The organism is Mycobacterium lentiflavum (assembly GCF_022374895.2).
GTDB classification, from domain to species: Bacteria; Actinomycetota; Actinomycetes; order Mycobacteriales; family Mycobacteriaceae; genus Mycobacterium; species Mycobacterium lentiflavum.
The window spans coordinates 214,777-241,291 of sequence record NZ_CP092423.2 but is presented as its reverse complement, the minus strand read 5'-3'; the positions used below and the strand labels follow the sequence as shown (position 1 = coordinate 241,291).

The following is a 26,515-nucleotide window of genomic DNA, read 5'->3' as shown; positions in this document are numbered from 1 at the left end:
CGATCATTCAACGCGGGCAGCAAACGTCGCAAGAGGGCGCGCGCAGATGTCAGAACCGCGGCCGGCCGCGCGGACGTTGCGGTACCGGGCTTACCGCGCCGAGCAGTGCGGTGAGCTCGGCGACGGCGATATCGTCGAGATGGTCGACGGCGGCGACGATGTCGGTCTGCAGCGCGTCGTCGCAGAACGGTTCGGCGAGCCATCCGAACTTGTCCACCACCCGCGACCACGTCATCGGCCGAGTCGGTGATCCCTCGTAATCGCTTTCCTCGCGGCTGAATTCCCGTCCGTCGCGAGTGCGGACATGCACCCGCGTCGCGGTGCGTTGCGGGTAGTCCGCGGTCAGGTCCGCCGCCGCGACGACGTCCACTCGCGCCAACAGCTCCTGCACGTCGGGGCGCAGAACACGTTCGTTCTCCAGCTGTTCGGGGCCGACTCCCCCGTCGATCAGTGCGACGGCGCTGAGGTACTTGAGGTTGTAGTCGGCCTGTTCCTTGGTCTGCGGATGATCCTTGTCGCCGTAGGCTCCCCCGCCGGCGATGTCGTACGCGGTCTGAAACACCTCGATCGTCACCCGCGCGACGTCGTCGCCGTGCAGCGTGTGGTCCGTCCGGATCGCCAACAGCGCGTCGATGATGGCCTGTCCGTGGATCAGTGCGCAGTACTGCTTGAGATAGGTTTGTTCGACCGCCGTCAGTTCGCGATCGGCGGTGTTGAAATCGATTGGCTGATCGAAGAGTTGGACGAGTCCGTTCGGGCCTTCAAACAACGATTTGGGCCCGGTGATCCCACGGCCGGCCAATATCGTCGTGTAGACCGCGCGCATGGCGGTGATGGCCGGGGAGATACCTTTCCAGTTCGAGACCGGCTCGGCGTGCACCGCGGCCAGCGAGACATTGTCGGCGGTGGCCGCCGCAATCGCGTGCGCGGTGCGCTCGGCGTCCAGCCCCAGCAACTTCGCCGATCCGGCCGCGACCGACATCGCCAGCTGCAGCGCATGGTTGAGTCCTCGCGCCATCACGGGAACCTGTGCGCTGAAACGACATTGGACCTCATAGGCGACGGCGAGGGCGAGCAGGAAGTCGGCCCCGGTGGCGCTGACATGTTCGGCCATCGCCAGCACGGCGCCGAAGTTGTCGGCCGGGTGGCAGAGGCCGCCGATGGTCAGATACGTGTCGAGCAGGTCGGGATAGCGCACCAACACGGCGTTGAAGAAAGCGGCCTGATCCACCGATGCGCGGCCGCCACCGACGAGCGTCGCCGAGGCGCTGCCGCTGAACTGGCCGGCGTGCTCCCGGATCGTCGGGATCAGTTCGCCGTCGAGCGAACCGATCGCGCAGGCGATGCTGTCAAGCACATTGCGTTTGAGCAATTCCCGGGGATGCGTGCTCAGGTCCGACGCCGTGGCACCGACGACGAACCCGGCCAGTTCGTCCACAACGTACTGATGTGCCATCGGTTTCCGCCCTCCGGCTAAGAGCTTAGGCCCGGCGGCGACGCGCGCCGCTGCGCTCCTCGAGGTCCACCACCGGTGGATTTTGCTGGGCTTCGCTGATCGCCTCGGTTTCCGCGGTGAGCTTATGGCCGATGACCTGGATCTGTCGCGCGCTCAGCGGAGACAGCGGGTGCACGGCGAGCATCATGGCGACGTGGCCGCGGTGGTCGAAAACCGGTGCGGCGATGGTCACGACGGGCTGTTTGCGGCGACCGGGGTTGTCGTCGGACAGGAAGCCGATCGTGGTGAACTCGACAAGCAACTGGTCGAGGATGTGGCGCACCGGGGTCGGCATCTCGTTGCTGTCCAGCGTGCCGACCACGTGGACGGCCTGGGCCAGCGCGGGCGTTGTCCAGTCGACGTCGAACCCACGCTCGCGGGTGTGCGCCAAGACGTGTTCCAGGCGCTGGACGCGATCGGCGTTGCTGCCCGCGCCGCGGCGAATCCACGCACGCTGTTCCTCGTCGGTGTCCCAGGCGGCTAACGCGACGCCGAACGGCGGCGCGTACGGAATCCGGTCGCCCGGTATCCCCGCGGGCTGGGTGGCGGGATCGCCCTCAAAAGCCGTGACTACCAACGAGTCACCGAACCGCTCGACCACCGAGCCGGCGTAGCCGACCTCACGGGAAAGTCGCAGCGCCGCCGAACGCGCGGCGTGTGCAAGCGGCCGAGCGGTGTCCATTCGCGCACCCACGACGGCAAGCGCCGGGCCCAGCGAGAAGGTTTTTGCGACAGGGTCGCGGCTCGCCCAGCCGCGATCGCACAGCGTCTTGAGGATCGCGTGCACCGTCCCCTGCGTCAGGCCGAGCTCACGCACGATGTCGGAGAAGCGCATCCGCGTGTTTCCGGACCGCGCCAGCAACTCGACAACGTCGAGCACCCGTGCGGTCGGCGCCGAGGTGGATCCGCGAATGGCTTGACTCCTTTGAGACCGGGTTCCTACAGTTATAGCGAACATTCGACAGAATAACTCGATTATTCGAGAAAATGAGGCAGACGCTTTGCGCGCTGTGGTTTTGAGAGACGGTCGGCTGACGGTCCGCGAGACGGCCGACCCCGAGCCCGGGCCCGGTGAACTGCTGCTACGCACGCTGAGCACCGCGATATGCGCCTCGGATGTGCACTTCATGGACCACCCCGAACTCGCCGTCGACGATCCGACCGGACGTTCGTTGTACGACACCGACCGCGACATCGTGCTCGGTCACGAATTCGTCGGTGCGGTCATCGGACACGGACCCGGCTGCTCGGATCAGTTGGCCGTGGGCACCCGGGTGACCTCGATACCGATACGCCTGGTCGAAGGCGGCGCCGGCGGAGTGCGGATCATCGGGCAGCACCCGGAAGCACAAGGGAGTTTCGCTGAGCTGCTGGTGATTTCGGAGGCGGCGGCCAAGGCCGTCGCCGGCGACGTTGCCAGCGATGCCGTCGCGTTGGTCGATGCCTTCGCGGTCGGCGAGTTCTATGTGCGATCGGCAAACATCCAACCGGGCGAGATCGCCGTGGTCATCGGTGCAGGGGCGATCGGGCTGTCCGCCGTCGCCGCCCTGGCGTCCCGCGGCGTCGAACCGATTATCGTGGCCGACTTCAAGTCCGACCGGCGCGAACTGGCCCGGGACCGCTTCGGCGCGCACGTGGTCGTCGACCCTGCGCGTCAGCCGTGGGCGGACGCCTTCCGGGCGGTTCGCGCCGCGCGCGGATTGCCCGGGCCGGCCGTGGTATTCGAATGCGTGGGTGCCGCCGGCCTGATCCAGAACATCGTTGAATCCGCCGAGATGATGACTCGCATCTACTGCGCGGGCGGCTGGTACACCGGAGACACCCTGGACATCACCACCGCGACCCGCCAAGGCGTGACAATCCAATTCGGCGGCGGACCGCATCCCCAGGACTGGTACGGGACCCTCGAGGCCATCGCGGCGGGCAGGCTGGATCCGCTCCCCAGCGTCGGGAAGGTCATCGGCCTCGACGAGGTGCCCGACGCGCTCGATCTCGCCCGCCGATCCGACGGGCCGCCGCGCATCGTCGTCCACCCGAACGGAGACCCGAATTGAGGCAGGCGTGACCGAACGAGAAGACCGTCAGGACATCTCCGATCTGTTGGTGCGCTACGCCACCGGGATCGATCGCCGCGACTGGCCGCTGTTTCGCACGGTGTTCACCGTGGACTGCGAGCTCGACTATGGCGAAATCGGCACCTGGCATGGCGTAAACGAAGTCACCGAGTTCATGGACACCACGCACGCGATGGCGGGCCACACCCTGCATCGCTTGTCCAATCAGGCCGTCACACTCGACGGCGACAAGGCATCGGCCCGCACCTATGTCGATGCGGTAATCATGTTCGGCGACAACCAATCCGGTGTCAATGCGTGGGGCTTTTACGACGACGAGATCGTCCGGACCGCCGATGGCTGGCGCATTGCACGACGCCGGTTCACTCAGGTTCGCATCGCGACATTCGGCCCGTAGGGAGCGCTCATGTCATTCGCCACGAAATACGGCCCGTGGGCGCTGGTCGCCGGTGCCTCCGACGGCGTGGGTGCGGCATTCGCCGCGGGACTGGCCGAACGCGGCGTCAACGTCGTACTGCTGGCTCGCCGCCAAGCGCTGCTCGATCAGGTCGCCACCGAGATCGAATCCCGGACCGGTGCCCAAACCCGAACCCTCGCGGTCGATCTCGCCGACCTGGACGCGGCCGCCAAAGTAGCCGAAGCCACCACCGACCTGGAGATCGGCTTTTTGGTGTACTGCGCCGGTGCGGATCCCAATTACAAACCCTTCCTTGATAATCCGATCAGTGCTGCCGAAGCGATGGTGCAGCGCAACTGCATGGTGCCGATGCAGCTGTGCCATCACTTCGCCCCGGCGATGGTCAAGCGGGGTAGCGGCGGCATCGTCATCTTCGGGTCCGGCGCGGGATTGGCCGGCGGACCCAACATGGTCGCCTACGGTGCGACGAAGGCGTTCGACATGGTGTTCGCCGAAGCGCTCTGGGCGGAGTTGCACGACAAGGGCGTCGACGTCCTGGGCCTCATTCTGGGCAAGACCAACACTCCAGCCTTGCGCGAACTCGAATACAGCCGCGGCAACATCGGTTCGCCAGACGAGGTGCCCGAGGGTGCCGCCTCGGTCGACGACATCATCGCGGAGGCGTTCGACAACCTGACGAACGGCCCGACCTTGATGGCGGGTGAGGTCATGAAGGCCGCCGCGCAATTCGTGGCGTCATTGCCCCGCAAGCAGGCTGTCGAAATGTTCACCGCGGCCGCGGCCGCGGCGATGGGGCCGGATCGCTAACTCCGGACTCCAGCAATGCGTCGTCGTGGATGTTGATGTCCCATGGCTGCTCCGCCGAGTCACCGCAGCCTCCCCCGAACCTACCCTCCAGCTCCCGGAGTCCCCGCAAGACCGCTAGATCGTTTTGCCACAATCTGAAGTTAGTCGAACCTAACAATTTAGATTGATGGCTCCGGCCAGCAAATATAGGCGAACGGTCCGCGTCGATTGGCATTCTCACAATGTTGCTGGATAAGGGTAGCCAAGGTAGCTTTGGCGGGCAGGTCAAGCCACGGCCGCGAGCCATAAAGCCATAAAGTGAAGGACGACGATGCTCGCCACTGACAGGCCCGCCGGCTCGATTCCGTCGGCGGCGCCACGCTCGCCACGGCGAACGCTCTTCCGCTCGGCGTTCATCACCGCGATGTTCATCGCCCCCGCGGTCGTGGTCCGAAGCATCGGCTTACATCCGGACCCGGTTGTCGCCCTGCTGGTCTTCGGCGCCGCGGTGGTCTCCGCGAGTTTCCTGCTGGCGTGGGCCGCCGAGGCCGCGCAGATCGATGTCTCCGGCGGACTGGCGATCGCGGTGCTCGCCCTCGTCGCGGTGCTACCCGAATACGCGGTGGACCTCTACTACGCGTTTGTGTCCGGCCATAACCCGGAATACACGCAGTACGCGGCGGCCAATATGACCGGATCCAACCGGCTGTTGATGGGCCTGGGGTGGCCGGTCGTGGTGCTGGCCAGCGTCGTCGCGGCGCGCCGGGTCGGTGCCGGGAAGACGGCGGGCCTGACGCTGGAGCCCGCCAATCGCGTCGAACTCGGGTTCCTGCTGATCGCCGGCCTGGCCGCGTTCGCGATCCCGTTCGGCGGCGAGATCCATCTCGCGATGGGGCTGGCACTGCTGGCCTGGTTCGGCTTCTACCTGTATAAGGTCAGCCACGGCGATGTCGAAGAGCCCGACCTGGTCGGTACCGCCGCCGCTCTTGGTGAGCTCTCGGATCGAACCCGCCGCATCATCGTCGTCAGCCTGTTCACGTTGTCCGGCACCGTGATCCTGCTGTGCGCAAAGCCCTTTGCCGACAATCTGGTCGCCGCCGGCACCGAGCTGGGCATCGACCGATTCTTGCTGGTGCAGTGGCTCGCGCCGTTGGCCTCCGAGGCGCCCGAGTTCATCATCGCGACGATCTTCGCCGCCCGCGGCAAGGGCACCGCGGCCATCGCCACGCTGATCTCGTCCAAGGTCAACCAGTGGACGCTGCTGATCGGATCGCTGCCGGTGGCCCACCTGCTGGGCGGCGGTGGCTTCTCCCTGGAACTCGACTCCCGCCAAGTCGAGGAAGTCCTGCTCACCGCCAGCCAGACGTTGATGGGTGTCGCGGTGATCCTGGCGCTGCGCTTCGGCCGGGCGGCCGCCTGGACACTATTGGGATTGTTTATCGTCCAGTTCCCACTCACCTCGACTCCGGAGCGTCTGACGCTCTGCGGTGTCTACGCCGTGATCGCCGTCGGCGCACTGATCGTCAACCGCCGCTACCTGATCGCCACGCTGAAGGCTCCTTTCCTCGGAACAGCCGTCCGGCATGCCGGTTATCCGCACCACCCGGCCGAGGAAGCGGCCCTCCCGACGTAGTACGCGCCAGCTGCCCGAAGGGCTGCGTATAACGTCGCGGTATGAATCGAGTCTCGGTGATCACGGGTGGCGCGGGCGGCATGGGTCTGGCCACGGCGAAAATTGTGGGCGGCGACCACACGCTGGTCCTCTGCGACGTCAGGCAGGACCGGCTCGATACGGCGGCAGCAACCCTGAAAGACCTCGGGGTCACCGTTACCGCCATCAACTGCGACGTGACGGATCGGGGTGCTGTCACCGAGCTGTTCGACACCGCAACGGGCCTCGGCACCCTCTCCTCCGTCATCCACACCGCGGGAGTGAGCCCGAGCATGGGCTCCGCGGAATACGTCATGCGCACCAATGCAATCGGCACCGTCAACGTCAATGAGGCTTTCTACGCCACAGCAGCCGAAGGCTCGGTGATCGTCAACGTGGCATCGATGGCGGCCCACATGCTGCCCGCGGAATTGGTTCCGACGGCCCAGTTTCCGTCGGCGATCGATGACGGCGATGCCTTCTGGAACGCCATGATGACGGCGTGCGACATCGCCGGAGAAGACGCGCGGTCCGGAATCGCCTACGCGTTGAGCAAGAGTTTCGTGAAGTGGTACAGCCAGTCTCAGGCGGAGCGCTTCAACGCGCGCGGATTGCGCATCGTCTCGGTCTCTCCGGGATCCACCGACACCGAGATGGGCCGACTCGAGGAACAGGCCGGGGCCGGGGCGATGGTGACCAATGCCGCCGTCCCGCGGTGGGGCAAGCCCGAGGAGATGGCCGAGCTGCTCGCCTTTTGCGCAAGTGACAAAGCGGGCTACCTCACCGGCACCGACATCCTCAACGACGGGGGCGTGATCGCCTCGATGACCGAGCGGGCCCGAGTGGCCGCCTCCGGCTAGACCAGGTAGTAGAAGTTCGTGCGCTCCGGCGCGATCGGAGAAGGTTCCTTCAGCTTCAAGTCAGCCAGCCTGCCGTGGGCGTAGCGCACCGCCTTGAGCGTCGCGGAGAAATCCTCGTCCTCTTCGGGGAAGACATGCTCTGCGCTGAACCAACTTTGGAATCCGACGTTGTTCAGCACCGCGAGCGTATCGGCACGCACACCGGCGAGCAGCACGGTGACACCGCGTGCGGTTTCTTCCCGGAGGAAGTGCTCGATGCGCTCGATGCACACGACGTCCGGGTGGCGCACCCGTTTGAGGCGCAACACCGCGAACTTGATGCCGTCGTCCGCGATCCGTTTGCCGATCTCGGACAGATAGCGATCCAATTCCGGTGCGGCACCGAAAAACAGTTCGCCTTCCAGATCGTAGATCACCACGAACTCATCCGCGGGATCGCCCGAAATACGCTCGCGGACAACGCGTTCGGGCGTGACGATGAGTTCCCGCGCTTTAAGCTTGGCCGCACGCGGCACGAACATCAGGATCGACAGCACCACACCGAGCAGGACCGATTTGTCCAGATCGATGGCCACGCCGGTGAAAGCGGTGACGATCACCAGTCCCGCGTCGTAGCGCGACGCCTTGACGGTGTAGATCAGCCGCTTGAAGTCGACCAGCCGCACCGCGGTCACCAGCAGCAGGCCCGCCAATGCGGGCTGTGGCACGTAACGCAGGAGCGGGGCGAACAACAGTAGCGCGGCGGCCACCGTTGCGGCCGAGACGATTCCGGAGAATCGCGTTTTGGCTCCGGACTGAAAGTTGATCGCCGACCGCGACAGCGAGCCCGAGCCTGGCAGGCTTTGGAAGAAGCCGCCGGCCAGGTTGGCGAGGCCTTCTGCCATGATCTGCCGGTTGTAGTCGATCTTCTGCTGGGTTTGGTAGGCAATGGCTTTGGCGATCGACAACGCCTCGATGATGCCGACGAACGCAATCGCCAGCGCGCCGGTCGACAGGTGCGGCAGGAATTCGGTGTGGACTTCCGGGACATGCGGGCTGGGCAGGCTGCGGGGGATTTTGGCGGCCACGGAGACCGCGGTATGGCCGCCGGCCCCCGGAATCGACCAACCCGCCAAGTAGGCGATCACCGAGGTGATGATCAGCACCGCAAGCATGTCGATCTGCGGCCAACCGTACCGCTGCACCAGTTTGCGCAGCACAACCGCCAAAACCACTGCCGCCGTGCTCAATACCACGGCACGGTAGTTGACGTGGTCGCCGTGCGACAGGGTGAGCCAGACGCGGTGTAAGACCTGCATGTGCCCGTTGCCCTTGTCGCGCACGCCCAGGGCATTGCCGAGCTGTCCGACGGCCAGCAGAAAGGCGGCGGCCGCCATGAAACCAATGATGACCGACTCGGAAATGTATCGGGTCAGGTTGCCGAGCTTGAACAAGCTGATCACGATCTGAAACACGCCCACCAGGACAGCCAGCAGGAACAGGCCCTCGAACAGTTGGGTGCTGTTTTCCGAATCGATGAAGGCGAGCGCGGTGAAAACCAGCAGCGAGATGGCGCTGGTCGGCCCGTTGATCAGATGCGAGGACGACCCGAAAATCGAGGCGACGATCGTAACGACGATTGCCGAGTACACACCGAAGCGGGGATCGACGCCGGCAATCAGCGCATAGGCCATCGCCTGGGGAAAGGAGATGGCGGCGACCGTGAGGCCGGCAATGACGTCATGCCTGCCTTTGACCGCGTCGTAGTTCAGCGCGAAGCCCACCGTGCCCACGTCTTCCCGCTAGGTTCCCGACGCCGCGGCGGGCGGCGCCGAAATGGCGTCGAGGACCCCGTTAGTGCCGAAGAACTGCTCGCGCGCGTCGCTCCAGTCCTTGGCGATCTCGCCGATTCCGAAGAGCGCGAGCGGGCGCAGCCGGTCGGCGTGTTTGGCGAGGATCTCCGGCTTGAACGGCCGATAGCCGAATTGCGCGGCCTGCTCCTGCCCGGCATCGGTGAACAGATACTCCAGATAGGCCTTGGCGTAGGTCGCGGTCTTGGGCTCGGTGATGTTCGCGTCGACCCAGGCCACCGCCGGCTCGGCCAGGATGCTGACCGGTGGATAGACGAGCTCGAGATCGTCGGAATTGGCGGCGACCTCGCGCAGCGCCTCGTTCTCCCACGTCAGCTGCACGTCACCGATCTTGGCCAGGGTGAAGCTGTCGCCCGCACTGCGCGCACCGGCGTCGGATACCGCCACGTGTTGCAGCAGCGACTTCACGTAAGTCTTCGCCTGAGCCGGCGTGCCGCCGCGAGTGGTCACCGAACCCCAGGCAGCCAGCACGCTCAACTGACCGTTGCCGGAGCTACGCGGGTTCGGTGACACCACGGACACACCGGCATTGACCAAGTCGGGCCAATCATGAATGCCCTTGGGATTGCCCTTGCGGACGACGAAGACGACGGTCGACGTGTACGGCACCGAATCGTTCGGCAGGCGCTGCCGCCAGTCGGGCGCGATGAGTCCGTGCTTGCTCAATGTCTGGATGTCGCTGATCAACGCCAGTGACACCACGCTCGCCTTCTGCGTGCCGTCGAGGACACTCCTGAGTTGGCGGCCCGAACCGCCATGCGACTCCTTGATGTCCAGGGTGACACCGGTCTGCGTCCGATACTGCGGGATGAACGCCTTGTCGATCGCCGCATACAGCTCACGCGTCGGGTCGTAGGAGACGTTAAGGATTTGATTGGATCCCGCATGTGGGACGTTCTTGACCACGAGGGCGGTCGCCGCGAAAACGATTGCCACCACGCCAATGATGTTGAGCCAGCTAATGTGCGGGAGGAAGCGCCTCAGCGTCGGACGCGCTTTCAACATCCAGGCGTCCTCTCACCCTGATCACCAGACGATTTGGTCTGGCATCCAACATTTTTACGATGTTAACGATCAGGCCACTTGGCGGCATCGTTGAGAATCAGCCTGAGGTTAAGTTTGCTGTGGTTTGACGATCCGACATCTATCGCGGCCACGACCCCCTACGTATGCTGAGCGAATGCCGCAACGGGTGTTGCGTGACCGCTTGATCGAACTTGAAGTTCCGGGCGAAGATGTGGCCCGCGGCCGGGCGCTGCGCAAGACCGTCCCGCGTCGCTCCCTCGCGCAGCTGACTCCCTCGTCGCGATCCGCAACGGAAATCCTCGTCGCCCAAAATGCCGAACGGATAAGCGAACTCGTTCCACTGCGGTTCGCCCGAATGCTCGCCGACCCATTCGCCTTTTACCGCGGTTCGGCGGCGGTCATGGCAGCCGATCTCGCCGCGAGCCCGTCGACCGGGATCGAAATCATGTGCTGCGGCGACGCGCACATCTCCAACTTCGGCCTATATGCCGCCCCACATCGCTCGATCGTCTTCGACCTGAACGACTTCGACGAAGCCGCGGTCGCCCCGGCCGAGTGGGACGTCAAGCGCCTGATCACCAGCGCGGTCATCGGGGGCCGTCACGCCGACTACACCACCAAGGCCATTCGGCGTTGCGTCGAGCAGGCGCTGGTGGGCTACCAACGCAGTCTGGAGGCGATGCTCGAGGAGATGGACGTCCTGGAGCGCTACTACCTACGGGTGGAGCCCGAGCACTACTCCGGGAAGATGTCCGAGGGCCTGCAGGCGGTGATCCAGAAGACGATATCGCGGGCGCGCACCCGCACGTCGGCGCGAGTCTTCAAGCAAATCACCGAAATTGGGCCCGACGGGACGCCACGCTTGCGGGAAGCGCCGCCCGTGTTGCAGCACGTCGACGAGGATGTCGAGGCCCCGCTGGTGGAGTCGATTCAGGAGTATCTAACCGTGGTGCCGGCCGACGTCGCGCTGCTGTTGTCGCACTTCCGGGTCACCGATGTCGCGCTCCGCGTGGTTGGTGTGGGCAGCGTCGGGACCCGTTGCTACTTGGTCATTCTGGTGGGCCCGAACGACACGCCACTGATACTTCAGATCAAGGAGGCCACGCGTTCGGTGCTCGACGAGTACGGCGGCTGGCCCCAGCCGCAGAGCCTGACCGCGGCGATCGAGGCCCATGGCCACGGGGTGCGCGTTACCGATGGTCAGCTAATTCTGCAGGCCATGTCAGATGTGTTCCTCGGATCGACGCGCAAGGACGGCCGTGACTATTACGTTCGTCAGTTCCACGACATGAAGGGCACCATCGAGACCGAAGGCATGTCGCCGTCCACCTTCACGGACTACGTCACCGCGTGCGCGGTGCTGTTGGCGCGGGCGCACGCGCAGAGCGCGAATGCCTCGATCCTGCGTGGCTACGTCGGCACCAGCAATACGGTGCACGAAGCGGTCGCCGAATGGTCGTACGCCTACGCCGATAAGTCCCTCGACGACTTTCATCAACTGCGCGCGGCGGCCACGGCCGGCGAGATCGAGGTTGCCGAGGTCTGATCTAGCCGCCGGTGAATTGATCTGCGGAATAATCGATTTCGACATGCGATGGTCGCCGCGGAGCATCGCCGGTGCGGTGTAGCCAATCGCGGGTTCGCAGCCTCCAGGTCCGGCGCGCGTATTCCCATTCGGTGTAGGGCCATTGGGTGACGATGCGGCCGCTGGGTGACCGGAAGTAGCTGTCGCACTGGGTCCAGATGGTGCGCTCCAAATCGGCCGAAAGCAGGTCGTTGTACCGCTTTTCGGCCTCGGGACGCACATCGAGATAGCCGCCGCGCCGCGCCAGCCGGGTTATCGCGCTGGCCACCAGCCGGGCGCCGGCCTCGAGGATGTAGACGATCGAGTTTCCGCCCTGGTTGGTGTTGGGGCCGTACAACATGAAGAAGTTCGGGAATCCGGCGACGGCGACGCCCAGGTACGCGCTGGGGTCCTCGCCCCAGCGTTCGTGCAGGCGCTGCCCGCCGTGTCCGATCACGTCGATACCCGACAGGTACCGAGACGTCTCGAATCCGGTGGCCAGCACGATCGCGTCGACGTCGACGACTCCGCCCGCCGTCGTGAGGACGGACGTCTCGGTGATCCGGTCGATCGGGTCGGTGACGAGTGTGACGTTGTCTTGCTGCAGCGCCCGGTAGTAGTCGTCGCCGAGCAGCACCCGCTTACAGCGGAACGGATAGTCCGGCGTCAGGGCGCGCCGCAGCTGTTCGTCGGCCACGGTGCGCTCCAGGAACGAGGTGGCTATCTGGGTGCGCGCGGCGACCACCGGGTCGTCGGCGAAGGTCGCGGTGTTGTCGTGCTGGAACTTCCAAATCTTCCAGCGGGTACGCGGCACCGCGAATGGGTTGTGCCGGAAATCCGCCAATTCGGATGCGCTGTAAGGACGGTCGTCTTTAGGAACCATCCATGGCGGGGTGCGCTGGAAGACCGCCACTTGCGCTGCGGCCTTCGCCAGTTCGGGAACAAGCTGTACCCCGCTGGCGCCGGTGCCGATCACCGCCACCTTCTGGCCCGTCAGCGCGAAGTCGTGATCCCACTGTGCGGTGTGCATGACGCAGCCGCGAAAATCGTTGAGGCCCGCGATATCCGGAAGCTTCAACGAACCGAACAATCCGACCGCGCAGACCACCGCGTCGGCGGTCAGCGTGCTGCTATGGCCATCGTGTTCCAGCCGGCACTCCCAGCTCCAGGTATCCGCATTCCATTCCGCCGAGCGCACCCGTGTCTGAAGCCGCAGGTGCCGGCGTAAGTCGAAGTCGTCGGCCACCGACTCCAGATAGGCGAGAATCTCCGGCTGCCGAGCGTAGGTTCGGCTCCAGGATTTGTTGGGCGCGAATGAAAAAGAGTACAGGTGGCTTTGGATATCGCACGCGGCACCGGGATAGGTGTTGCGTCGCCAGGTGCCGCCGACGCCGTCGCCGGCCTCGATGATCACCAGGTCGTCGATGCCGGCCCGGCGCAGCGCCACCGCCGCACCCAGCCCGCCGAATCCCGCGCCGATGATCACAACCCGGGGTGAACGTCGCCGCCGGGTCGCGGCGCGGGCCCGGCCGAGCAGGTACTTCACGGCCCGGCTCGGCGAATGTCAAGCCCGGCCAGATCTCCCTGCGCCCGCCAGGCCTCCAGGATGTCGGCGTATTCCGTTGGTGCACCGAAGAAGAAGCTGCCCTGCCGGGTCTTGGCGTCCGCCTTGCCCTCGCGGTTGTAGTAACCGGGCGTGCAGGTCTTGGCACGCTCGGCGGTAGCGGTCGAGCGCGCGACCACCGTGTCGACCCACGCGGCCTCGGCGGCGGGCGACGCCTCGACCTCGGTGGCGCCGTGCTCGAGGGCCCACGCGATGATCCAGGCAGCGTGGGTGGCCTGCACGTCAAGCAGGTACGGGAAATTCACCGTCAATCCCGCCTGCGAGATGCTTTCGATGAAGCAATTCGGGAAACCGTTGGCGCACAAGCCCTGGAAGGTGCGCACGCCGTCACTCCAGCGCTCGGTCAGGCTCATGCCGTCCCGGCCGATCAGCTCGAAGCCGGTGCGGCGGCTATAGTCGGTGCCGACTTCGAAGCCCGTGGCGAAAATCAGGCAGTCGAGCTCGTAGGACACGCCGTCGACGACAACGCCGGACTCGGTGATGCGTTCCACCCCGCGACCGCGCGTGTCGACCAGTGTGACGTTGTCCCGGTTGAAGGTTTGCAGGTAGTCGTCGTGGAAGCAGGGGCGCTTGCAGAAGTAGCCGTACCAGGGTTTGAGGGCCTCGGCGGTGGCGCGGTCGGCGACGATCCCGTCGACCCGGGCCCGGATCTCCTCCATCTTGGCGAAGTCCGCGAGCTCGATCTCGCGGCCGCGCTGGCCTGGGTCCACCGAGCCGTCTCCGTCGTGGCGCATCACCGGCAGCTTGCGAGTGATGCTCGTCCAGGCATCGGCGACGAGGTCCTCGGCCGCCTGCCCACCCGCGGTCAGGATCTGAAAGTTCTGGATGCGCCGACGTTGCCAGCCCGGCTGTAATGTGCTGGCCCACTGTGGATCCGTGGGTGCGTTCGCGCGTACATCGACCGACGAAGGGGTGCGCTGAAAGACGTAGAGCTGCCCCGCGGCGGCACCCAGATGCGGCACGCATTGAACCGCGGTCGCGCCGGTGCCGATGATCCCGACGCGCCGCCCAGCCAGGTGCTCCAGCTTCTCGCCGGTGTAGCGGTAATCCCAGCGGCTGGTGTGGAAGGTATGGCCGCGAAACGATCCGAGACCGGGAATGCCGGGCAGTTTGGGTTTGGCTTGATACCCGTTGGCCATCGAGACGAACCTGGCCCGCATCTCGTCACCCCGGTTGGTGCGAATGATCCAGCGGGATTCACTTGGCTCCCAACGTATCTCCTGCACGTCGGTGCGCAGGCAAGCGTCGCGGTACAGATCGTATTGTGCTGCGATGCGCTGGCAGTGCGCAAAGATCTCGGCACCCTTGGCGTATTTCTCCACCGGGATGTAGCCGAGTTCCTCCAGCAGCGGGATGTACACATAGGACTCGACGTCGCAGGCGATTCCCGGATAGCGGTTCCAATACCAGGTGCCGCCCACGTCGGCCGCCCGATCGATCAGCCGGACACTTTTCACGCCGAGCTGGCGCAACCGCACGCCGGTCAGTAGCCCACCGAAGCCGGCTCCCACGATCGCGACGTCGACCTCGTCGGTACGCGGCTCGCGGGTGAATTGCCCGTCGACCCAGGGATCTTCGCCGAAACAGGCGAAGTCACCGGCGATCTCCACGTACTGGTCGATCCCGTCGGGCCGTAACCGGCGCGCGCGTTCCTCGGCATACTTGCGCCGCAGCGCATCGACGTCGAACGCGCACCCAACAGTTTCGGTCAACTCCCGACTCCGCTCTTCGTGTGTCGACTCTATAATCAATCGCTTGATCGTATCAAGGACTCCTCGGTTGCTCCTCAAACAAAGCACCCCTGACCAGCACCTTCGCCGAGCTCAAAGCCGCGTGGTAGTCCTCCGGCGCGAGCGTGGCCGCCAGCTCCGTCAGACCGTAGATCAGCGCGTAGATCGCCGCGACCACCGCTCGTGAATCCGGATGATCACCCAGCTCGCCGCGCTGTCGGGCGTCCTCGACGACGCCCTCGATGATCTCGCGGAACGCTTCGAACCCCGGGTTTCTCGGTTTCCCGCGGGCCTTAGGCCGCGGCGGCGCCGCAACGGTTTCTGCCCGGATCGCGAACTCGAACGCGGCCAAGTCCGGGTACTCACGCATCAATTGGCCGGATTCGTCGAGCACCGCTTCGATCCGGTCGACGATATTGCCCGGTCCTTCCGCGGCCCGGCGCAGCCGGGGCATGGCCGTGTCGGTTCTGGCCGCGATGGCCGCCTTGATCAGTTCGGATTTGTTCGGAAAGTAGTTGTACAGGCTGGCGCTGGTCATGTCGGCCATGCGGGCGATCTCGCGGATCGTCGCCTTGGCGTAACCCACCCGCGCCACACATTTCATCGTCGCGGCGATGATGCGGCGGCGGGTCTCTTCGCCGCTGGCGCCGACGGGGCGACCCAGCTGTGTCTTCGCTCGCATGGTTGCCCACCCTTCGACCGCGGGCGCAGTACAACGTCGAATATATTTGACCGACCATGCAATTCCGGAGGTGAGCGGCCGTTAACCTCGCGTTGGGGGAATTCTCGCGCGCAATCGACCTGGCCGGTGTGTTCGTCAACGCCGTGCTGGGCGGCGTCGTGGCCCGCGAATTCCGCATGGATCCAGTGGGATTCGTCGCGCTCGCAATCCTGTCGGGACTCGGCGGCGGCTTGATCCGAGACACGCTGTTGCAGCACGGGCCACCGGTGGCATTGACGGACACGCTCTACGTGGTGGTTGCCCTGGCGGGCGCGGCGGTCGCATTCTTGATACCGCTGCGAGCGCGGCTATGGTCGCTGACCTATCCGGTCGTCGACGCGCTGGCGTTGGGCACCTGGGCGGTGGCGGGTGCGGAGAAGACATTGGCAGCCGGATTGTCTTGGCTCCCAGCGATTTTGCTCGGCACGATCAGTGCTGTCGGCGGCGGTGCACTGCGAGACCTGGCGGTGAACCGCACTCCGGCGATCTTCGGCGGCAATACGCTCTACGCGACACCCGCTGTGGCGGCCAGCGGCACCGTGGTGCTGCTGTCCCGTTACGGTCAGGCACCGCTGGGCGAATTGGCGGGGATCGTCGTCGGCTCGGGCTTGTGCCTGCTGGCCCGATGGCGGGGCTGGCGACTCGGAGAGAGTTTTCCCACCGACTACTACCTGGTGCGGCGGAAGCGGACGTGGCGCATCCGGATCGGCAGACGAGCGCGCCGACCCGACGACCAATGACTCAGCTCGGGCGCCCGGTGGGGGCGGACAGCGAAGAGACCCGCCGCCGGATCATCACCGCCGCAATGCGGTGCGTGGCCGAGGTCGGCTATTCGCAGGCGACCATCCGCGAGATCGCCCGGACCGCCGAGATGACCAGCGGCAGCCTGTACCACTACTTTCCGAACAAGTCCGAACTGCTCACCGCGACCGGCGAGGAGATCGAGGCGATCGTCGCGCCCCGGTTGCGCGCGGCCGCCGCGCGCCACGAAAGCGCCTTCGAACGGCTCGACGCGGTGCTCGACGAGTCGACGCGCCTGGTCCGCGACCATCCCTACCTGACCGGGTTCTTGCGAGCCCTGCGCGCTGCGGGCACAACGGGATCGCCCGGATCCAAGGCGTTGCACGACGTCGTGTTCCAGATCGTCGACGACGCCTGCCGACACGGGACACTGTCCGGCGAGACCGACACCCGGTCGACGGTCGAAGCAATCTGCGCGCTGACCCGGGGGCTGTCGGAGCAAGCGGACAGCTTGGCGCCGCAGACCTACCAAGCCGCGCTCGTTTCAGCCAAACGCCTCATCCGGGGAACGCTGTTCACGCAACGCGTCGCCGAGCGTCCATAGCGCCACCCCGATCAGCACCAGGTCCTTGAGCAAGAATTGGCCCGGCAGTGCCGACAGGACTGGCAGGCCGGCGGAATGGGTCGAGACCACACCGGGCGTGCTGAACAAAAAGCTCAGCGTCCCAAGGAACAGCACCACCGCCAGCGCGCTTCCCACCGCTGACAGGCGTGGCCACCATGGACGCACCGCAATGAGAAGGGCCGCAACGATTTCCATCGTGCCCAGCCCACGGGCGACGGTCGTGACGCTGAATACGTCGTAGACCCAGCTCATCAGCGGGTTGTGTTCGATCATCACCCGGGATTCCATCTTCACGTACTTGCCGAACCCGATCCACGCCAAGACGACGGCCAGCCCGTAGCGACTGATCAGGTGGCCCAAGCGGATCAGTGATTCCGAGAGGGGGCGCGTTGCTGCGCTGGGGACGGCGCTGCGGGTCATCGTTTAGGTCCTTCGGTGGCCGGCTGGTCTTCCGAAGGAGCCACGATTCAGGCCGCGATCGCGTTCACGATCTCGCGGCGTAGCGATCGCGCAGCTTGGCCAACGTCGCTTCGATACCCGACGCGTTGCCCTTCGCGAACCCCATCCGCTCGTAGTACTTCAGGCTGTTCTTGATCGGACCGGCGTCGCGGTAGTCGAAGGTCTCGGTGACCCGGGTCAGGGTCGGCGAGAGCGCCTCGAATTCCCAACGCCAGCTGTGGCCCACCGGGTGGCGCCATTCGACGACTTCGTTCGGCTTCAGCGTGGTCATCGTGCTGGTGATGCGGTAGGGCACCCCGAACATCTTCATCTTGGTCGAAAACTTGGACCCGACAACCATTTCGGCCGGCATGGAGATGTTGTCGCAAACCGTGCCCGAACCGTCGAGCTCGCAATGGCGCCTGGGATCGGCCGCAAAGGCATACAGCTCCGAGGCCGGGGCGGCCACTTCGACCGATCGGCTCACTTGTCGGGGACCTGCGTCGACAACGGTGACAGTCATGATGCCTCCTTCCGCCTAGCCGGAAGCCTAGACCCGCCTAATCTTGCGGTTCCGGGATGCTGGTCCGGGAGAGGGCACGAAGCGGCGGGCCAAAAGTTCGATTTGGTCAATCGGGCTTCCCGAACTTGCGCGGCACGTCCAGCGCCGCGGTCGCGTCCACGCCGAGCTGATGGTTGACCGCCGGATCACCCCGAAGGCCGACCTGAAGCACCTGACGCGTCGTGTCGCGGTCAACTGGGCAAACACAGCATCCGGAGCAGTGGGGTCATGCCCGGTCCGGTGACGGGCGAGACCCAGGGGCGGCAGAGGGACCTCCCGCTGCAGCGGACTGCGGGTACATCGGCGGCTGATCGCCGCTACGGCAATGACGCTCAACTGGCCCACGCCGGCATAAATCCCAGTTAGAGTCGCTCACCATGGGCGTCCTGCGCTTCATCTGGCAACGTATGCTGGCGTTCGACCGGATCGGGTCGCGTATCCCGCAGCTGATCCAGATCTGGCTCACTGAGTTCTTCTTCGTGATGCCGCTGACGTTCTTCATCGGCAAAGTCATCGACATTCGCGGGGCATTTGGTGTGCCGGGGACCGGCGAGCGGCTCGACGGGGTGTTCTGGGGCGCGCTGGTGGTGTCGTTGGTCTTCGGCTTCTTCTTCGTGCGCTCCCTGGTGAAACCCCGGGTGGTGGAGGGGTCGTGGACTCCGACGGTCCACGCCGACATCGGCGGGCTGACCGTCTACGGCGGCAACCGCGCGTGGACCGTGACCTATCCCTTTCTGACCAGCCACCCGAGCTATGCGCTGCTGCTACTGATTACGGCGCCGATCCCGGCCGTGATGCTGGCGGCTACGACCAATCAGGGCGACAGCACGTTCTATTGGCGCATCTGCGGCATCGTCGGCCTGATCATTCTCGGCTGCATGGCGCTGGCGCGCGTCTTGGCCTGGTACGTCTTTCGCCTCGGGCGCAACAAGCTTGATGCGCGGCTGGACGGCCTGCCGATCTCGCAACGCCGGCTCGGCTGGGAGATCGCATGGAAGCCGGTGCTCGTCCTGCTGGTGTTGATGTACGCGATCGTCTGCATCCCTTTGGGCGCAATGTGGTTCAAGGAACAGCGCACGATCGCCGCGCTGCCCGTCGTGACCGTCGCCGACACCGACCACCCGGGCGAATACCGGCGGGTGCAAGGCACCGTGGCGTCCGAGCCTGTCTACTGGGCGCCGCGAGGCACCGGCCGCGGCGGCAACAACTACGCGGGCGCCGGGGTGCTGGTCACCCTGGCCTCCGGTGGTGAGGCGCTGCTGCTCGCCGAATCGCTTTCGGTGCCCGATTTCAAGGGCATGATGGCCGGCGTCCGCGGGGGCGTCGGCCACGGCCAGCTCACGGCCAGCGGCAAAGTGATCGACGCCATCACCGCCGATCAGCGCAAGTACTACGGCTTCGATCCGAGCTCCTTTCCCGAGCCGCCGTCGGAGGGCCGGGTGATGCTGTTGTTGTCGCAGCCGTAGCCGTCTGACGTACCCTCCCCGGCCCAAATCGCCGACGAGGCAGAATGGCGCGGGTCACACGGCCTTGACGGATATACCCCCCAGGGGTGTATAAGTTTGGTAGAGCTTGGTTACCCCAGGGGGGTATCCGGAAGGAGCGTTATGACCACGAGTGCGGTCAGCAACCTGGAGTTGGACATCGCCGGGATGACGTGTGCCTCCTGCGCGGCCCGGCTGGAAAAGGCGCCGAACAAACTCGACGGCGTGACGGCGACCGTGAATTTCGCCCTGGAGCGAGCCGCGGTCGCGGTCCCGGCGGGCTACGACCCGCAGTCGCTGGTTGCCGAGGTGGAAAAGGCCGGTTACACGGCCGCATTGCCGCAATCGCAGGCGGTGCCCGCCGACAACGACCGCGAGCTGGCTTCGCTGCGTAGCCGCCTGATCGCCGCGATCGTGCTCGCCACGCCGGTGATCGCGATGGCGATGGTCCCCGCATGGGAGTTCCGCAACTGGCAATGGGTATCGCTGGCGCTGGCCGCGCCGGTGGTGCTGTGGGCGGGATGGCCGTTTCATGCCGCCGCGTGGCGGAACCTCAGACACGGCGGTGCGACGATGGACACGCTGGTGTCGATCGGGACCCTGTCGGCATTCCTGTGGTCGTTGTATGCCCTGTTCTTCGGGACGGCCGGCCACCCGCACCTGCATCACGGCTTCTCGCTGACCTTGGCACGAACCACCGCGCCCAGCAGCGGCGCCGGCAACATCTATCTCGACGTGGCCGCGGGGGTGACGCTGTTCGTACTGGCCGGCCGCTACTTCGAGACCCGCTCCAAGCGGCGGGCCGGCGCGGCGCTGCGCGCCCTGGTGGAGCTCGGCGCCAAGGACGTCGCGGTGCTGCGCCCCGATTTTCTGCGCCCCGACGGTCCGGGCATCGAGATCCGCATCCCCGTCGCGCAGCTCAAGGTCGGCGACGAGTTCGTCGTGCGTCCCGGCGAGAAGATCGCGACGGACGGGGTCGTCCTCTCCGGATCGTCGGCCGTCGACGCCTCGATGCTGACCGGCGAGTCGGTGCCGATCGAGGTGGGGGAGGGCGACGTCGTCACCGGCGCCACCGTCAACGCCGGCGGGCGGCTCGTCGTGCGCGCCACCCGAGTCGGCGAAGACACCCAGCTCGCGCAGATAGCCAGGCTGGTGGAAACCGCGCAATCGGGCAAGGCGAAAGTCCAGCGGCTCGCGGACCGGGTGTCCGCGGTCTTCGTGCCGATCGTCATCGCGATCGCCGTCGTCACGTTGCTGGCGTGGCTCGTCGCCGGATTCCCGGTCGCCGCGGCGTTCACGGCCGCGGTCGCGGTGTTGATCATCGCCTGCCCGTGCGCCCTGGGCCTGGCCACTCCGACCGCGTTGTTGGTCGGCACGGGTCGCGCGGCCCAACTCGGCGTGCTGATCAAGGGACCCGAGGTGCTGGAATCCACCCGCAAGGTCGACACCATCGTGCTCGACAAGACCGGCACCGTGACCACCGGCAAGATGACGCTCGTCGACGTCATCGCGGCACCCGACACCGACCGTGCCACGCTGCTGCGCTACGCGGGAGCGCTCGAGGACGCCTCCGAACACCCGGTGGCCCAAGCGATCGCCAAGGCGGCCACCACGGAACTGGGTTCGCTGCCCGCCGCCGAGGGCTTCATGAACGTCGAAGGCAAAGGCGTACACGGCACCGTCGACGGTCATGCCGTCGTCGTCGGTCGCGAAAGCCTGCTGGCCGATTGGGCCCAGTACCTACCCCCCGATCTTTCACAGGCCAAGGTTCGCGCCGAGAGCGAAGGTAAGACCGCCGTCGCCGTGGGCTGGGACGGCAGCGCCCGCGGGATCCTGGTGATCGCCGACACCGTCAAGCCCACCAGCGCCGAAGCCATCCGGCAGTTCAAGCAGCTTGGGTTGACACCGGTCCTGCTGACCGGGGACAACGAGCTCGTGGCCGACCGCATCGCCGGAGAGCTCAGGATCGCGCACGTCATCGCCGAGGTTCTGCCCGCCGACAAGGTCGCCGTGGTGCAGCGTCTGCAGTCCGATGGCAAGGTCGTCGCAATGGTCGGCGACGGGGTCAACGACGCCGCCGCACTGGCCACCGCCGACCTGGGCATCGCGATGGGCACCGGCACGGACGTGGCGATCGAGGCCGCCGACCTGACGCTGGTCCGCGGCGACCTGCGTGCCACCGTCGACGCGATCCGGCTCTCGCGCAAGACGCTGGCCACGATCAAGATGAACCTGTTCTGGGCCTTCGGCTACAACGCCGCCGCGATCCCGCTGGCCGCGCTGGGCCTGCTCAACCCGATGCTCGCGGGTGCCGCGATGGCCTTTTCCAGCGTCTTTGTCGTCGGTAACAGCCTGCGACTGCGCTCTTTCGCGAGCACGATCCGTTCGGGCGATATGGGATAGTTGGTCTGGCCTACCGGGTTCCATAGCTTTAAGGTCTGCACGTTTTGCCCCAATTCCTCGGAAATCTGTCGTTGCTGCACGGCTGGCTGCCCCTCGCGACGCAAGCACTCGCGCTGCTGGTGGCGCTGATCGTGATCGACTGGCACAGGCCGAGCTGGCTGCGACGCGCGCTGCCGGTGGCCCTGGTCGTCGCGGCCGCGGTGGCCGCGCTGGCCTACTGGTACATCGTGTCGCTCGGGGTGGCCGGCGACCCCGCACCCAAGTCCCTGTGGCTGTGGATCGCCCTGAGCGGATTGACCGCCGCGGTGTTGGTACTGGGCTGGAAAGGCGCCCGCTGGTGGCGGCGCGGACTCGCGTTCGTGTCGGTCCCGCTGTGTGTGTTGTGCGCGGGCATGTCCTTGAACCTGTGGGTTGGCTATTTCCCCACCGTGCTCGCCGCGTGGAATCAGCTGACGTCCGAACCGCTCCCCGACCAGATCGACCGGCTGCAGGTCACCGCGATGCAGGTCGCCGGGACCAAGCCGGACAAGGGTGTCGTCGTGCCGGTCAACATCGACTCCAACGCATCCCACTTCCCGCACCGCCAGGAACTCGTCTATCTGCCCCCGGCGTGGTTCAACACCAACCCCCCACCGCGGCTGCCGACGGTCATGATGCTCGGCTCGGCGTTCAATCTGCCTCGCGACTGGCTGGGGCCCGGCGGTGCCTTCACCGCGATCGACGGTTTCGCCGCCCGCCATCACGGTTTCGCCCCGGTCTTCGTGTTTCCCGACCCCACCGGCGCGTTCGACAACGACACCGAGTGCGTCAACGGAAGCCGCGGCAACGCCGCCGATCACCTGACCAAAGATGTGGTGCCGTTCATGGTCTCGAACTTCGGCGTCAGCGCAGACCGGGCGAATTGGGGGGTAGCCGGGTGGTCGATGGGCGGCACCTGCGCCGTCACCCTGGCCGTCATGCATCCGGAATTATTCAGCGCCTTCGTGGACATCGCCGGCGACTTCCGGCCCAACATCGGTAGCAAGGAACAGACCATCGCCGAGTTGTTCGGCGGCGACACCGCCGCCTGGGCCGACTACGACCCGCTCACCGTGATGACCCGGCACGGCCGCTACACCGGGTTGTCGGGATGGTTCGACATCCCCGCCCCGCCCGGTGCGCACAGCGTCCCGCAGGCGGCCAACCCCGCCCTGGTGAGCACCGCCGCGGCCAATCCGGAGGGCCAGGACGCGGCCGCGCACGCGCTGTGCACCATCGCCGAAGCCAACGGCATCACCTGCGCGGTGGTGACCCAACCAGGCAAACACGACTGGCCGTTCGCCGCCGAGGCGTTCGATGCATCGTTGCCCTGGCTGGCCTCGACTCTGGGAACCCCGAATGTCGAGCCGGTGCCGTTACCGCAGCGGGGCAGCGGACAGCCGAACTGATCCGATAGCGCGTCGTGATCGCGTCGTGACCTTCGCAGCTCCACGCCGTTTTCCGTCGGGAATTCACAGCTGACCCTCCCGTAACGAAACCGACATATCCCAGCTTGCAGTGGTACGGTTCGCTCCTGTGGATGCGGAGTTTGACAGGAGAGGCGACCGGTACGCGCGCTCGCCTCGTCGCCACAGCACCGCAAACGATGCGGAGATGAAGCGCCGCCGTTTCCTCGGCTCGCTCGCCGCAGCTACGGTCGCCGCGGTCGGTGCGGCACGCCTAATCGTCGATCCCCAACCACGAACTTTTGCCCAGGTGCCCCTGGATTCGATGCCGACCCCCGGGCCCGCGGCACCATCACAGGCAGGCTTGTTGCCGCCCCCGCCGCTCAGCGAGCGCATTCCGCTGCCCGGCGGTGGCGCACTGATGAAGCTCCCCGGCGACGGCGACCTGCTCGCGCTGACCCTCGATGACGGGGTGAACAGCGACGTCGTGCGCGCCTACACGCAGCTCGCCAAGGACACCGGCGTGCGAATGACGTTTTTCGTCAACGGGATCTATAACTCCTGGACCGACAATCTGGACCTGCTGCGACCGCTGGTGGAGTCCGGGCAGATCCAGCTGGGCAACCACACCTGGTCACACCCGGATTTGACGACGGTGCCGCAAAGTAGGGTCGAGGAGGAACTCAAGCGCAATGACGAGTTTCTCAAGAAGACCTACGGCGTCGGCGCGAAACCGTACTACCGACCGCCCTATGGCAAGCACAACGGCGCCGTCGACGCGGTGGCGAACGAGCTCGGCTACACCGTCCCGACCCTGTGGTCGGGGTCGTTGTCTGACTCGACTTTGATCACCGAGGAATACATCCTCAAGATGATCGACGAGTACTTCACACCCCAGAACATCGTGATCGGTCATCTCAATCACCTGCCCGTCACACACGTGTATCCGCAACTCATCGACACGATCCGCGAGCGGAACCTGCGTACCGTCACGCTCAACGACGTGTTCTTGAGAACGCCTTAGCGACAACACGATTGGCCGCGCCTATGCCTGATCCGCAGCGGCTTGGCGGGCTCGGCTGGGCACGGCGCACCAGTGGCCGGCTCTCTGGTACAGAGCGGCGCCGCCTACTGCTCGCGACTGCGGTGGGGCAGTGGACGAACGCGGTGGGTCGGGTCAAGCTGGCGCTGGGCAAGATTCCGGAGGCGGCCGCGCGCGTGGATCTGAACACATTGCGAGTACCGGATTCCCGGTTCGCGCGAGAGGCCGAACAGGCGTGCGCGGAATTGCCGCCGACGCTGTTGGGCCACTCCTACCGCACCTGGCTGTTCGGGCATGCTCTCGCGGCGGTGGATGGCTGTGAGCTCGACGACGAGCTGTTCTATTGCGGGGCGCTGCTGCACGACTACGGAATCGTAAATCCAACGCCGGAGCGCGATTTCACACTCGGCAGCGCCGAACGGCTGTTCGCCTGCGCACAGGCGGCGGACGTGGATGCCCAGCGCGCGGACCTGCTGGCCGACGGCATCTGTGTGCATACGACACCGGGCATCACGGTCGACGTCGACGGCGCGATGGGCTGCTACCTGCAGTGGGGAGCGATGGTCGACGGCGCCGGACTGCGCAATTGGGACATCGCTCCGGAAAACGTTGCCGAGGTGCTACGGCGTTACCCGCGAGGCGATTTCAAACGCGAACTCGTGAGCATGATGCGCGCGGAGGCGGCAGCGGTGCCGCGTGGGCGATTCGGACTCCTGGTCCGCTGTGGACTGCCCTTAGCGGTGCGAATGGCACCATTCGACTCGTGAGGTCAGTGATGCGTGCGCGCCGTTGCGGTCGCCGATCGAGCCAGACGCTCGTCCAGTGTTGCGTGGAAGTGCCCAATCGCGCTCTCGTGTCGCCCGAACTCCACGAATTCGTTGGCGCCGGAACGTAAGCCGCGTTGCACACCCGCGGACATCTCGTTGTCTTCCACCAGACCGCGCTCAATGAAACTACCCGCGCCCACCAGTCTGTCGGTCGGACTGAGCGAGGCACGGGCGGCAACGTCTGGCCTGACCATCGAATAGGTTGTAACTATGCTGTGGTCGACATCCACCGGGTCGATCACGACCATGGATATCACGTCCGGAAATGTAGCCAACATGACATTAGGGAACAACTGATACAGATACGTCACCCGAGCATCTGTCGTCCAGGTGCTTTCCGGACGACCGCGAAGCCGTTCAATGTTCTGATACGGAAACGTGATTCGACTGTTCGGTCCGAATTTCTCAACCACGTTGAGGTCGTCGTACTGCACCGGGAAAAAGGTTTCCCTATGCGTGGAGCGGATGTGGTAGCCCTCCAGGAACTGCTCGGCAAGCACCTTCCAATTGATCGCTCGCGGCGTCGAGTCCACCACGATGAGTTTCTCAGCCGGGACCAACTTGTCCCGCCACGGACTTCCATCAGTGAGCCATGCCATCGCCTCGGCGGACTCTGGCGAGCCCGCATCACCGGAGTCCAGCGGACCGATGACGATCAGGCCGTCCACCTCGCGGCTGACGACCTCGACCAGGCCGCGGGTCGACACGTCGAGATCGGGGAATGCCTCGGCATGCGGCACAAGGGAGAGGGAGCCGTCCAAGCGATACGTCCAGCCGTGGTAGCGGCACACCAGCGCGTGCGAACACCCGGCCCCCTCAACGAGGGCAAAACCGCGATGCCGGCACGCGTTTCGGAACACTCGCACCCGTTGGTCACGACCACGCACCGCGAACAACGGCACCCCGAAGGCCGTTCTTTCGACATGGTCGCCCGGGTTCGGGATCACCGCCGACGGAACGAAAGCGCTCGGCATCGCGAGCAGCATCCGGCGTTCCTCGGCGAATCGGACTGGGCTCAGATAATTTTCGACAGGCTCACGCCAGCTCTCGCCCTCGTCGGTGGTACCGGCGTCGATATGGGCGAGGACGCGCCGAACGATTTCGACATCGTCGGCGAGCACCGACTTCGTCGGCGAACTCATGCGCGCAAGTATCACACTTTGATCGTC

23 protein-coding genes are annotated in these 26,515 nt (G+C 65.7%); 13 read left to right on the top strand and 10 right to left on the bottom strand.

Annotation, left to right across the window (positions count from 1 at the left end; genetic code table 11):
• Positions 1-49 precede the first annotated feature (49 nt).
• Both MJO58_RS01175 and MJO58_RS01170 read right to left on the bottom strand, forming a co-directional pair.
• Positions 50-1,438, bottom strand: a complete 1,389-nt coding sequence (locus MJO58_RS01175; protein ID WP_090598301.1) for an MmgE/PrpD family protein — start codon at positions 1,436-1,438, stop codon at positions 50-52.
• A gap of 43 nt (positions 1,439-1,481) precedes the next feature.
• Entirely contained in the window at positions 1,482-2,375 is an 894-nt protein-coding gene (locus MJO58_RS01170; RefSeq protein WP_090598300.1) for an IclR family transcriptional regulator, read from the bottom strand.
• Between the two features lie 130 nt (positions 2,376-2,505).
• Between MJO58_RS01170 and MJO58_RS01165 the strand changes: the two genes are divergently transcribed.
• The 5 genes from MJO58_RS01165 to MJO58_RS01145 all read left to right on the top strand — a co-directional run bounded on the left by MJO58_RS01165 (position 2,506) and on the right by MJO58_RS01145 (position 7,285).
• Positions 2,506-3,549, top strand: a complete 1,044-nt coding sequence (locus MJO58_RS01165) for a zinc-binding dehydrogenase (RefSeq protein ID WP_239721767.1) — start codon at positions 2,506-2,508, stop codon at positions 3,547-3,549.
• A 7-nt stretch (positions 3,550-3,556) separates the two neighbouring features.
• Complete coding sequence (locus MJO58_RS01160; RefSeq protein ID WP_239721766.1) at positions 3,557-3,967, top strand: nuclear transport factor 2 family protein; 411 nt, start codon at positions 3,557-3,559, stop codon at positions 3,965-3,967.
• Between the two features lie 9 nt (positions 3,968-3,976).
• Positions 3,977-4,795: an SDR family NAD(P)-dependent oxidoreductase gene (locus MJO58_RS01155; RefSeq protein ID WP_239721765.1), complete on the top strand. Its 819-nt coding sequence runs from the start codon at positions 3,977-3,979 to the stop codon at positions 4,793-4,795.
• Positions 4,796-5,105: 310 nt separating this feature from the next.
• The gene (locus MJO58_RS01150; protein WP_239721764.1) at positions 5,106-6,407 is read left to right on the top strand and encodes a calcium:cation antiporter family protein; all 1,302 of its coding nucleotides are present in this window, start codon (positions 5,106-5,108) and stop codon (positions 6,405-6,407) included.
• 41 nt (positions 6,408-6,448) lie between these two features.
• Positions 6,449-7,285: an SDR family oxidoreductase gene (locus MJO58_RS01145; protein ID WP_090598291.1), complete on the top strand. Its 837-nt coding sequence runs from the start codon at positions 6,449-6,451 to the stop codon at positions 7,283-7,285.
• Here MJO58_RS01145 and MJO58_RS01140 read toward each other — a convergent pair.
• Together MJO58_RS01140 and MJO58_RS01135 are read right to left on the bottom strand one after the other, a co-directional pair.
• The gene (locus MJO58_RS01140; RefSeq protein WP_090608303.1) at positions 7,282-9,048 is read right to left on the bottom strand and encodes a SulP family inorganic anion transporter; all 1,767 of its coding nucleotides are present in this window, start codon (positions 9,046-9,048) and stop codon (positions 7,282-7,284) included. The genes MJO58_RS01145 and MJO58_RS01140 overlap by 4 nt on opposite strands.
• A gap of 18 nt (positions 9,049-9,066) precedes the next feature.
• Positions 9,067-10,140, bottom strand: coding sequence for a sulfate ABC transporter substrate-binding protein (locus tag MJO58_RS01135; RefSeq protein ID WP_090598289.1), 1,074 nt, complete (start codon positions 10,138-10,140; stop codon positions 9,067-9,069).
• Positions 10,141-10,315: 175 nt separating this feature from the next.
• On the opposite strand from MJO58_RS01135, the gene MJO58_RS01130 reads away from it, so the two are divergent.
• The gene (locus MJO58_RS01130; RefSeq protein WP_090598288.1) at positions 10,316-11,707 is read left to right on the top strand and encodes a DUF2252 domain-containing protein; all 1,392 of its coding nucleotides are present in this window, start codon (positions 10,316-10,318) and stop codon (positions 11,705-11,707) included.
• A 1-nt stretch (position 11,708) separates the two neighbouring features.
• Here the strand turns inward: MJO58_RS01130 and MJO58_RS01125 are convergent, their stop codons facing one another.
• Genes MJO58_RS01125 through MJO58_RS01115 form a run of 3 tightly spaced genes read right to left on the bottom strand, consistent with a single transcriptional unit; the run spans position 11,709 to position 15,761 of the window.
• On the bottom strand, positions 11,709-13,271 hold the full coding sequence (locus tag MJO58_RS01125; protein ID WP_239721763.1) for a flavin-containing monooxygenase: 1,563 nt from the start codon (positions 13,269-13,271) through the stop codon (positions 11,709-11,711).
• Positions 13,268-15,061, bottom strand: a complete 1,794-nt coding sequence (locus tag MJO58_RS01120) for a flavin-containing monooxygenase (protein ID WP_090598285.1) — start codon at positions 15,059-15,061, stop codon at positions 13,268-13,270. Before MJO58_RS01120 ends, MJO58_RS01125 begins: the two co-directional genes overlap by 4 nt.
• Before the next feature lie 52 nt (positions 15,062-15,113).
• Complete coding sequence (locus MJO58_RS01115; protein WP_239721762.1) at positions 15,114-15,761, bottom strand: TetR/AcrR family transcriptional regulator; 648 nt, start codon at positions 15,759-15,761, stop codon at positions 15,114-15,116.
• 92 nt (positions 15,762-15,853) lie between these two features.
• Between MJO58_RS01115 and MJO58_RS01110 the strand changes: the two genes are divergently transcribed.
• Both MJO58_RS01110 and MJO58_RS01105 read left to right on the top strand, forming a co-directional pair.
• Positions 15,854-16,540: a trimeric intracellular cation channel family protein gene (locus tag MJO58_RS01110; RefSeq protein WP_090598281.1), complete on the top strand. Its 687-nt coding sequence runs from the start codon at positions 15,854-15,856 to the stop codon at positions 16,538-16,540.
• Complete coding sequence (locus MJO58_RS01105; RefSeq protein WP_239721761.1) at positions 16,537-17,145, top strand: TetR/AcrR family transcriptional regulator; 609 nt, start codon at positions 16,537-16,539, stop codon at positions 17,143-17,145. The genes MJO58_RS01110 and MJO58_RS01105 overlap by 4 nt, the downstream gene beginning before the upstream one ends.
• On the opposite strand, the gene MJO58_RS01100 is transcribed toward MJO58_RS01105, so the two are convergent.
• Together MJO58_RS01100 and MJO58_RS01095 are read right to left on the bottom strand one after the other, a co-directional pair.
• Positions 17,086-17,586, bottom strand: a complete 501-nt coding sequence (locus tag MJO58_RS01100) for a YkgB family protein (protein ID WP_239721760.1) — start codon at positions 17,584-17,586, stop codon at positions 17,086-17,088. The two genes, MJO58_RS01105 and MJO58_RS01100, sit on opposite strands and share 60 nt — an antisense overlap.
• Positions 17,587-17,650: 64 nt before the next feature.
• The gene (locus MJO58_RS01095; protein ID WP_090598276.1) at positions 17,651-18,127 is read right to left on the bottom strand and encodes an SRPBCC family protein; all 477 of its coding nucleotides are present in this window, start codon (positions 18,125-18,127) and stop codon (positions 17,651-17,653) included.
• 416 nt (positions 18,128-18,543) lie between these two features.
• Here MJO58_RS01095 and MJO58_RS01090 point away from each other — a divergent pair, with 416 nt between their 5' ends.
• From MJO58_RS01090 to MJO58_RS01070, 5 genes are all read left to right on the top strand, one after another.
• On the top strand, positions 18,544-19,632 hold the full coding sequence (locus MJO58_RS01090; RefSeq protein ID WP_239721759.1) for a hypothetical protein: 1,089 nt from the start codon (positions 18,544-18,546) through the stop codon (positions 19,630-19,632).
• A 141-nt stretch (positions 19,633-19,773) separates the two neighbouring features.
• Positions 19,774-22,053 (top strand): heavy metal translocating P-type ATPase, encoded by a 2,280-nt coding sequence (locus tag MJO58_RS01085; protein ID WP_239721758.1) that lies wholly within the window; start codon positions 19,774-19,776, stop codon positions 22,051-22,053.
• A 44-nt stretch (positions 22,054-22,097) separates the two neighbouring features.
• Positions 22,098-23,480: an alpha/beta hydrolase gene (locus tag MJO58_RS01080; protein WP_239721757.1), complete on the top strand. Its 1,383-nt coding sequence runs from the start codon at positions 22,098-22,100 to the stop codon at positions 23,478-23,480.
• Positions 23,481-23,685: 205 nt separating this feature from the next.
• Positions 23,686-24,501 (top strand): polysaccharide deacetylase family protein, encoded by an 816-nt coding sequence (locus MJO58_RS01075; protein ID WP_239721756.1) that lies wholly within the window; start codon positions 23,686-23,688, stop codon positions 24,499-24,501.
• Positions 24,502-24,524: 23 nt separating this feature from the next.
• Positions 24,525-25,286 (top strand): HD domain-containing protein, encoded by a 762-nt coding sequence (locus tag MJO58_RS01070; RefSeq protein WP_239721755.1) that lies wholly within the window; start codon positions 24,525-24,527, stop codon positions 25,284-25,286.
• A gap of 2 nt (positions 25,287-25,288) precedes the next feature.
• On the opposite strand, the gene MJO58_RS01065 is transcribed toward MJO58_RS01070, so the two are convergent.
• The gene (locus tag MJO58_RS01065; RefSeq protein ID WP_239721754.1) at positions 25,289-26,488 is read right to left on the bottom strand and encodes an aromatic ring-hydroxylating oxygenase subunit alpha; all 1,200 of its coding nucleotides are present in this window, start codon (positions 26,486-26,488) and stop codon (positions 25,289-25,291) included.
• Positions 26,489-26,515: the final 27 nt, after the last annotated feature.

Bases quoted from the DNA above. Each gene is read 5' to 3' on its own strand.
- MJO58_RS01155 (WP_239721765.1), top strand. From the start codon at position 3,977: ATGTCATTCGCCACGAAATACGGCCCGTGGGCGCTGGTCGCCGGTGCC.
- MJO58_RS01150 (WP_239721764.1), top strand. From the start codon at position 5,106: ATGCTCGCCACTGACAGGCCCGCCGGCTCGATTCCGTCGGCGGCGCCA.
- MJO58_RS01145 (WP_090598291.1), top strand. From the start codon at position 6,449: ATGAATCGAGTCTCGGTGATCACGGGTGGCGCGGGCGGCATGGGTCTG.
- MJO58_RS01135 (WP_090598289.1), bottom strand. From the start codon at position 10,140: ATGTTGAAAGCGCGTCCGACGCTGAGGCGCTTCCTCCCGCACATTAGC.
- MJO58_RS01130 (WP_090598288.1), top strand. From the start codon at position 10,316: ATGCCGCAACGGGTGTTGCGTGACCGCTTGATCGAACTTGAAGTTCCG.
- MJO58_RS01115 (WP_239721762.1), bottom strand. From the start codon at position 15,761: ATGCGAGCGAAGACACAGCTGGGTCGCCCCGTCGGCGCCAGCGGCGAA.
- MJO58_RS01105 (WP_239721761.1), top strand. From the start codon at position 16,537: ATGACTCAGCTCGGGCGCCCGGTGGGGGCGGACAGCGAAGAGACCCGC.
- MJO58_RS01100 (WP_239721760.1), bottom strand. From the start codon at position 17,586: ATGACCCGCAGCGCCGTCCCCAGCGCAGCAACGCGCCCCCTCTCGGAA.
- MJO58_RS01095 (WP_090598276.1), bottom strand. From the start codon at position 18,127: ATGACTGTCACCGTTGTCGACGCAGGTCCCCGACAAGTGAGCCGATCG.
- MJO58_RS01090 (WP_239721759.1), top strand. From the start codon at position 18,544: ATGGGCGTCCTGCGCTTCATCTGGCAACGTATGCTGGCGTTCGACCGG.
- MJO58_RS01085 (WP_239721758.1), top strand. From the start codon at position 19,774: ATGACCACGAGTGCGGTCAGCAACCTGGAGTTGGACATCGCCGGGATG.
- MJO58_RS01075 (WP_239721756.1), top strand. From the start codon at position 23,686: ATGAAGCGCCGCCGTTTCCTCGGCTCGCTCGCCGCAGCTACGGTCGCC.
- MJO58_RS01070 (WP_239721755.1), top strand. From the start codon at position 24,525: ATGCCTGATCCGCAGCGGCTTGGCGGGCTCGGCTGGGCACGGCGCACC.
- MJO58_RS01065 (WP_239721754.1), bottom strand. From the start codon at position 26,488: ATGAGTTCGCCGACGAAGTCGGTGCTCGCCGACGATGTCGAAATCGTT.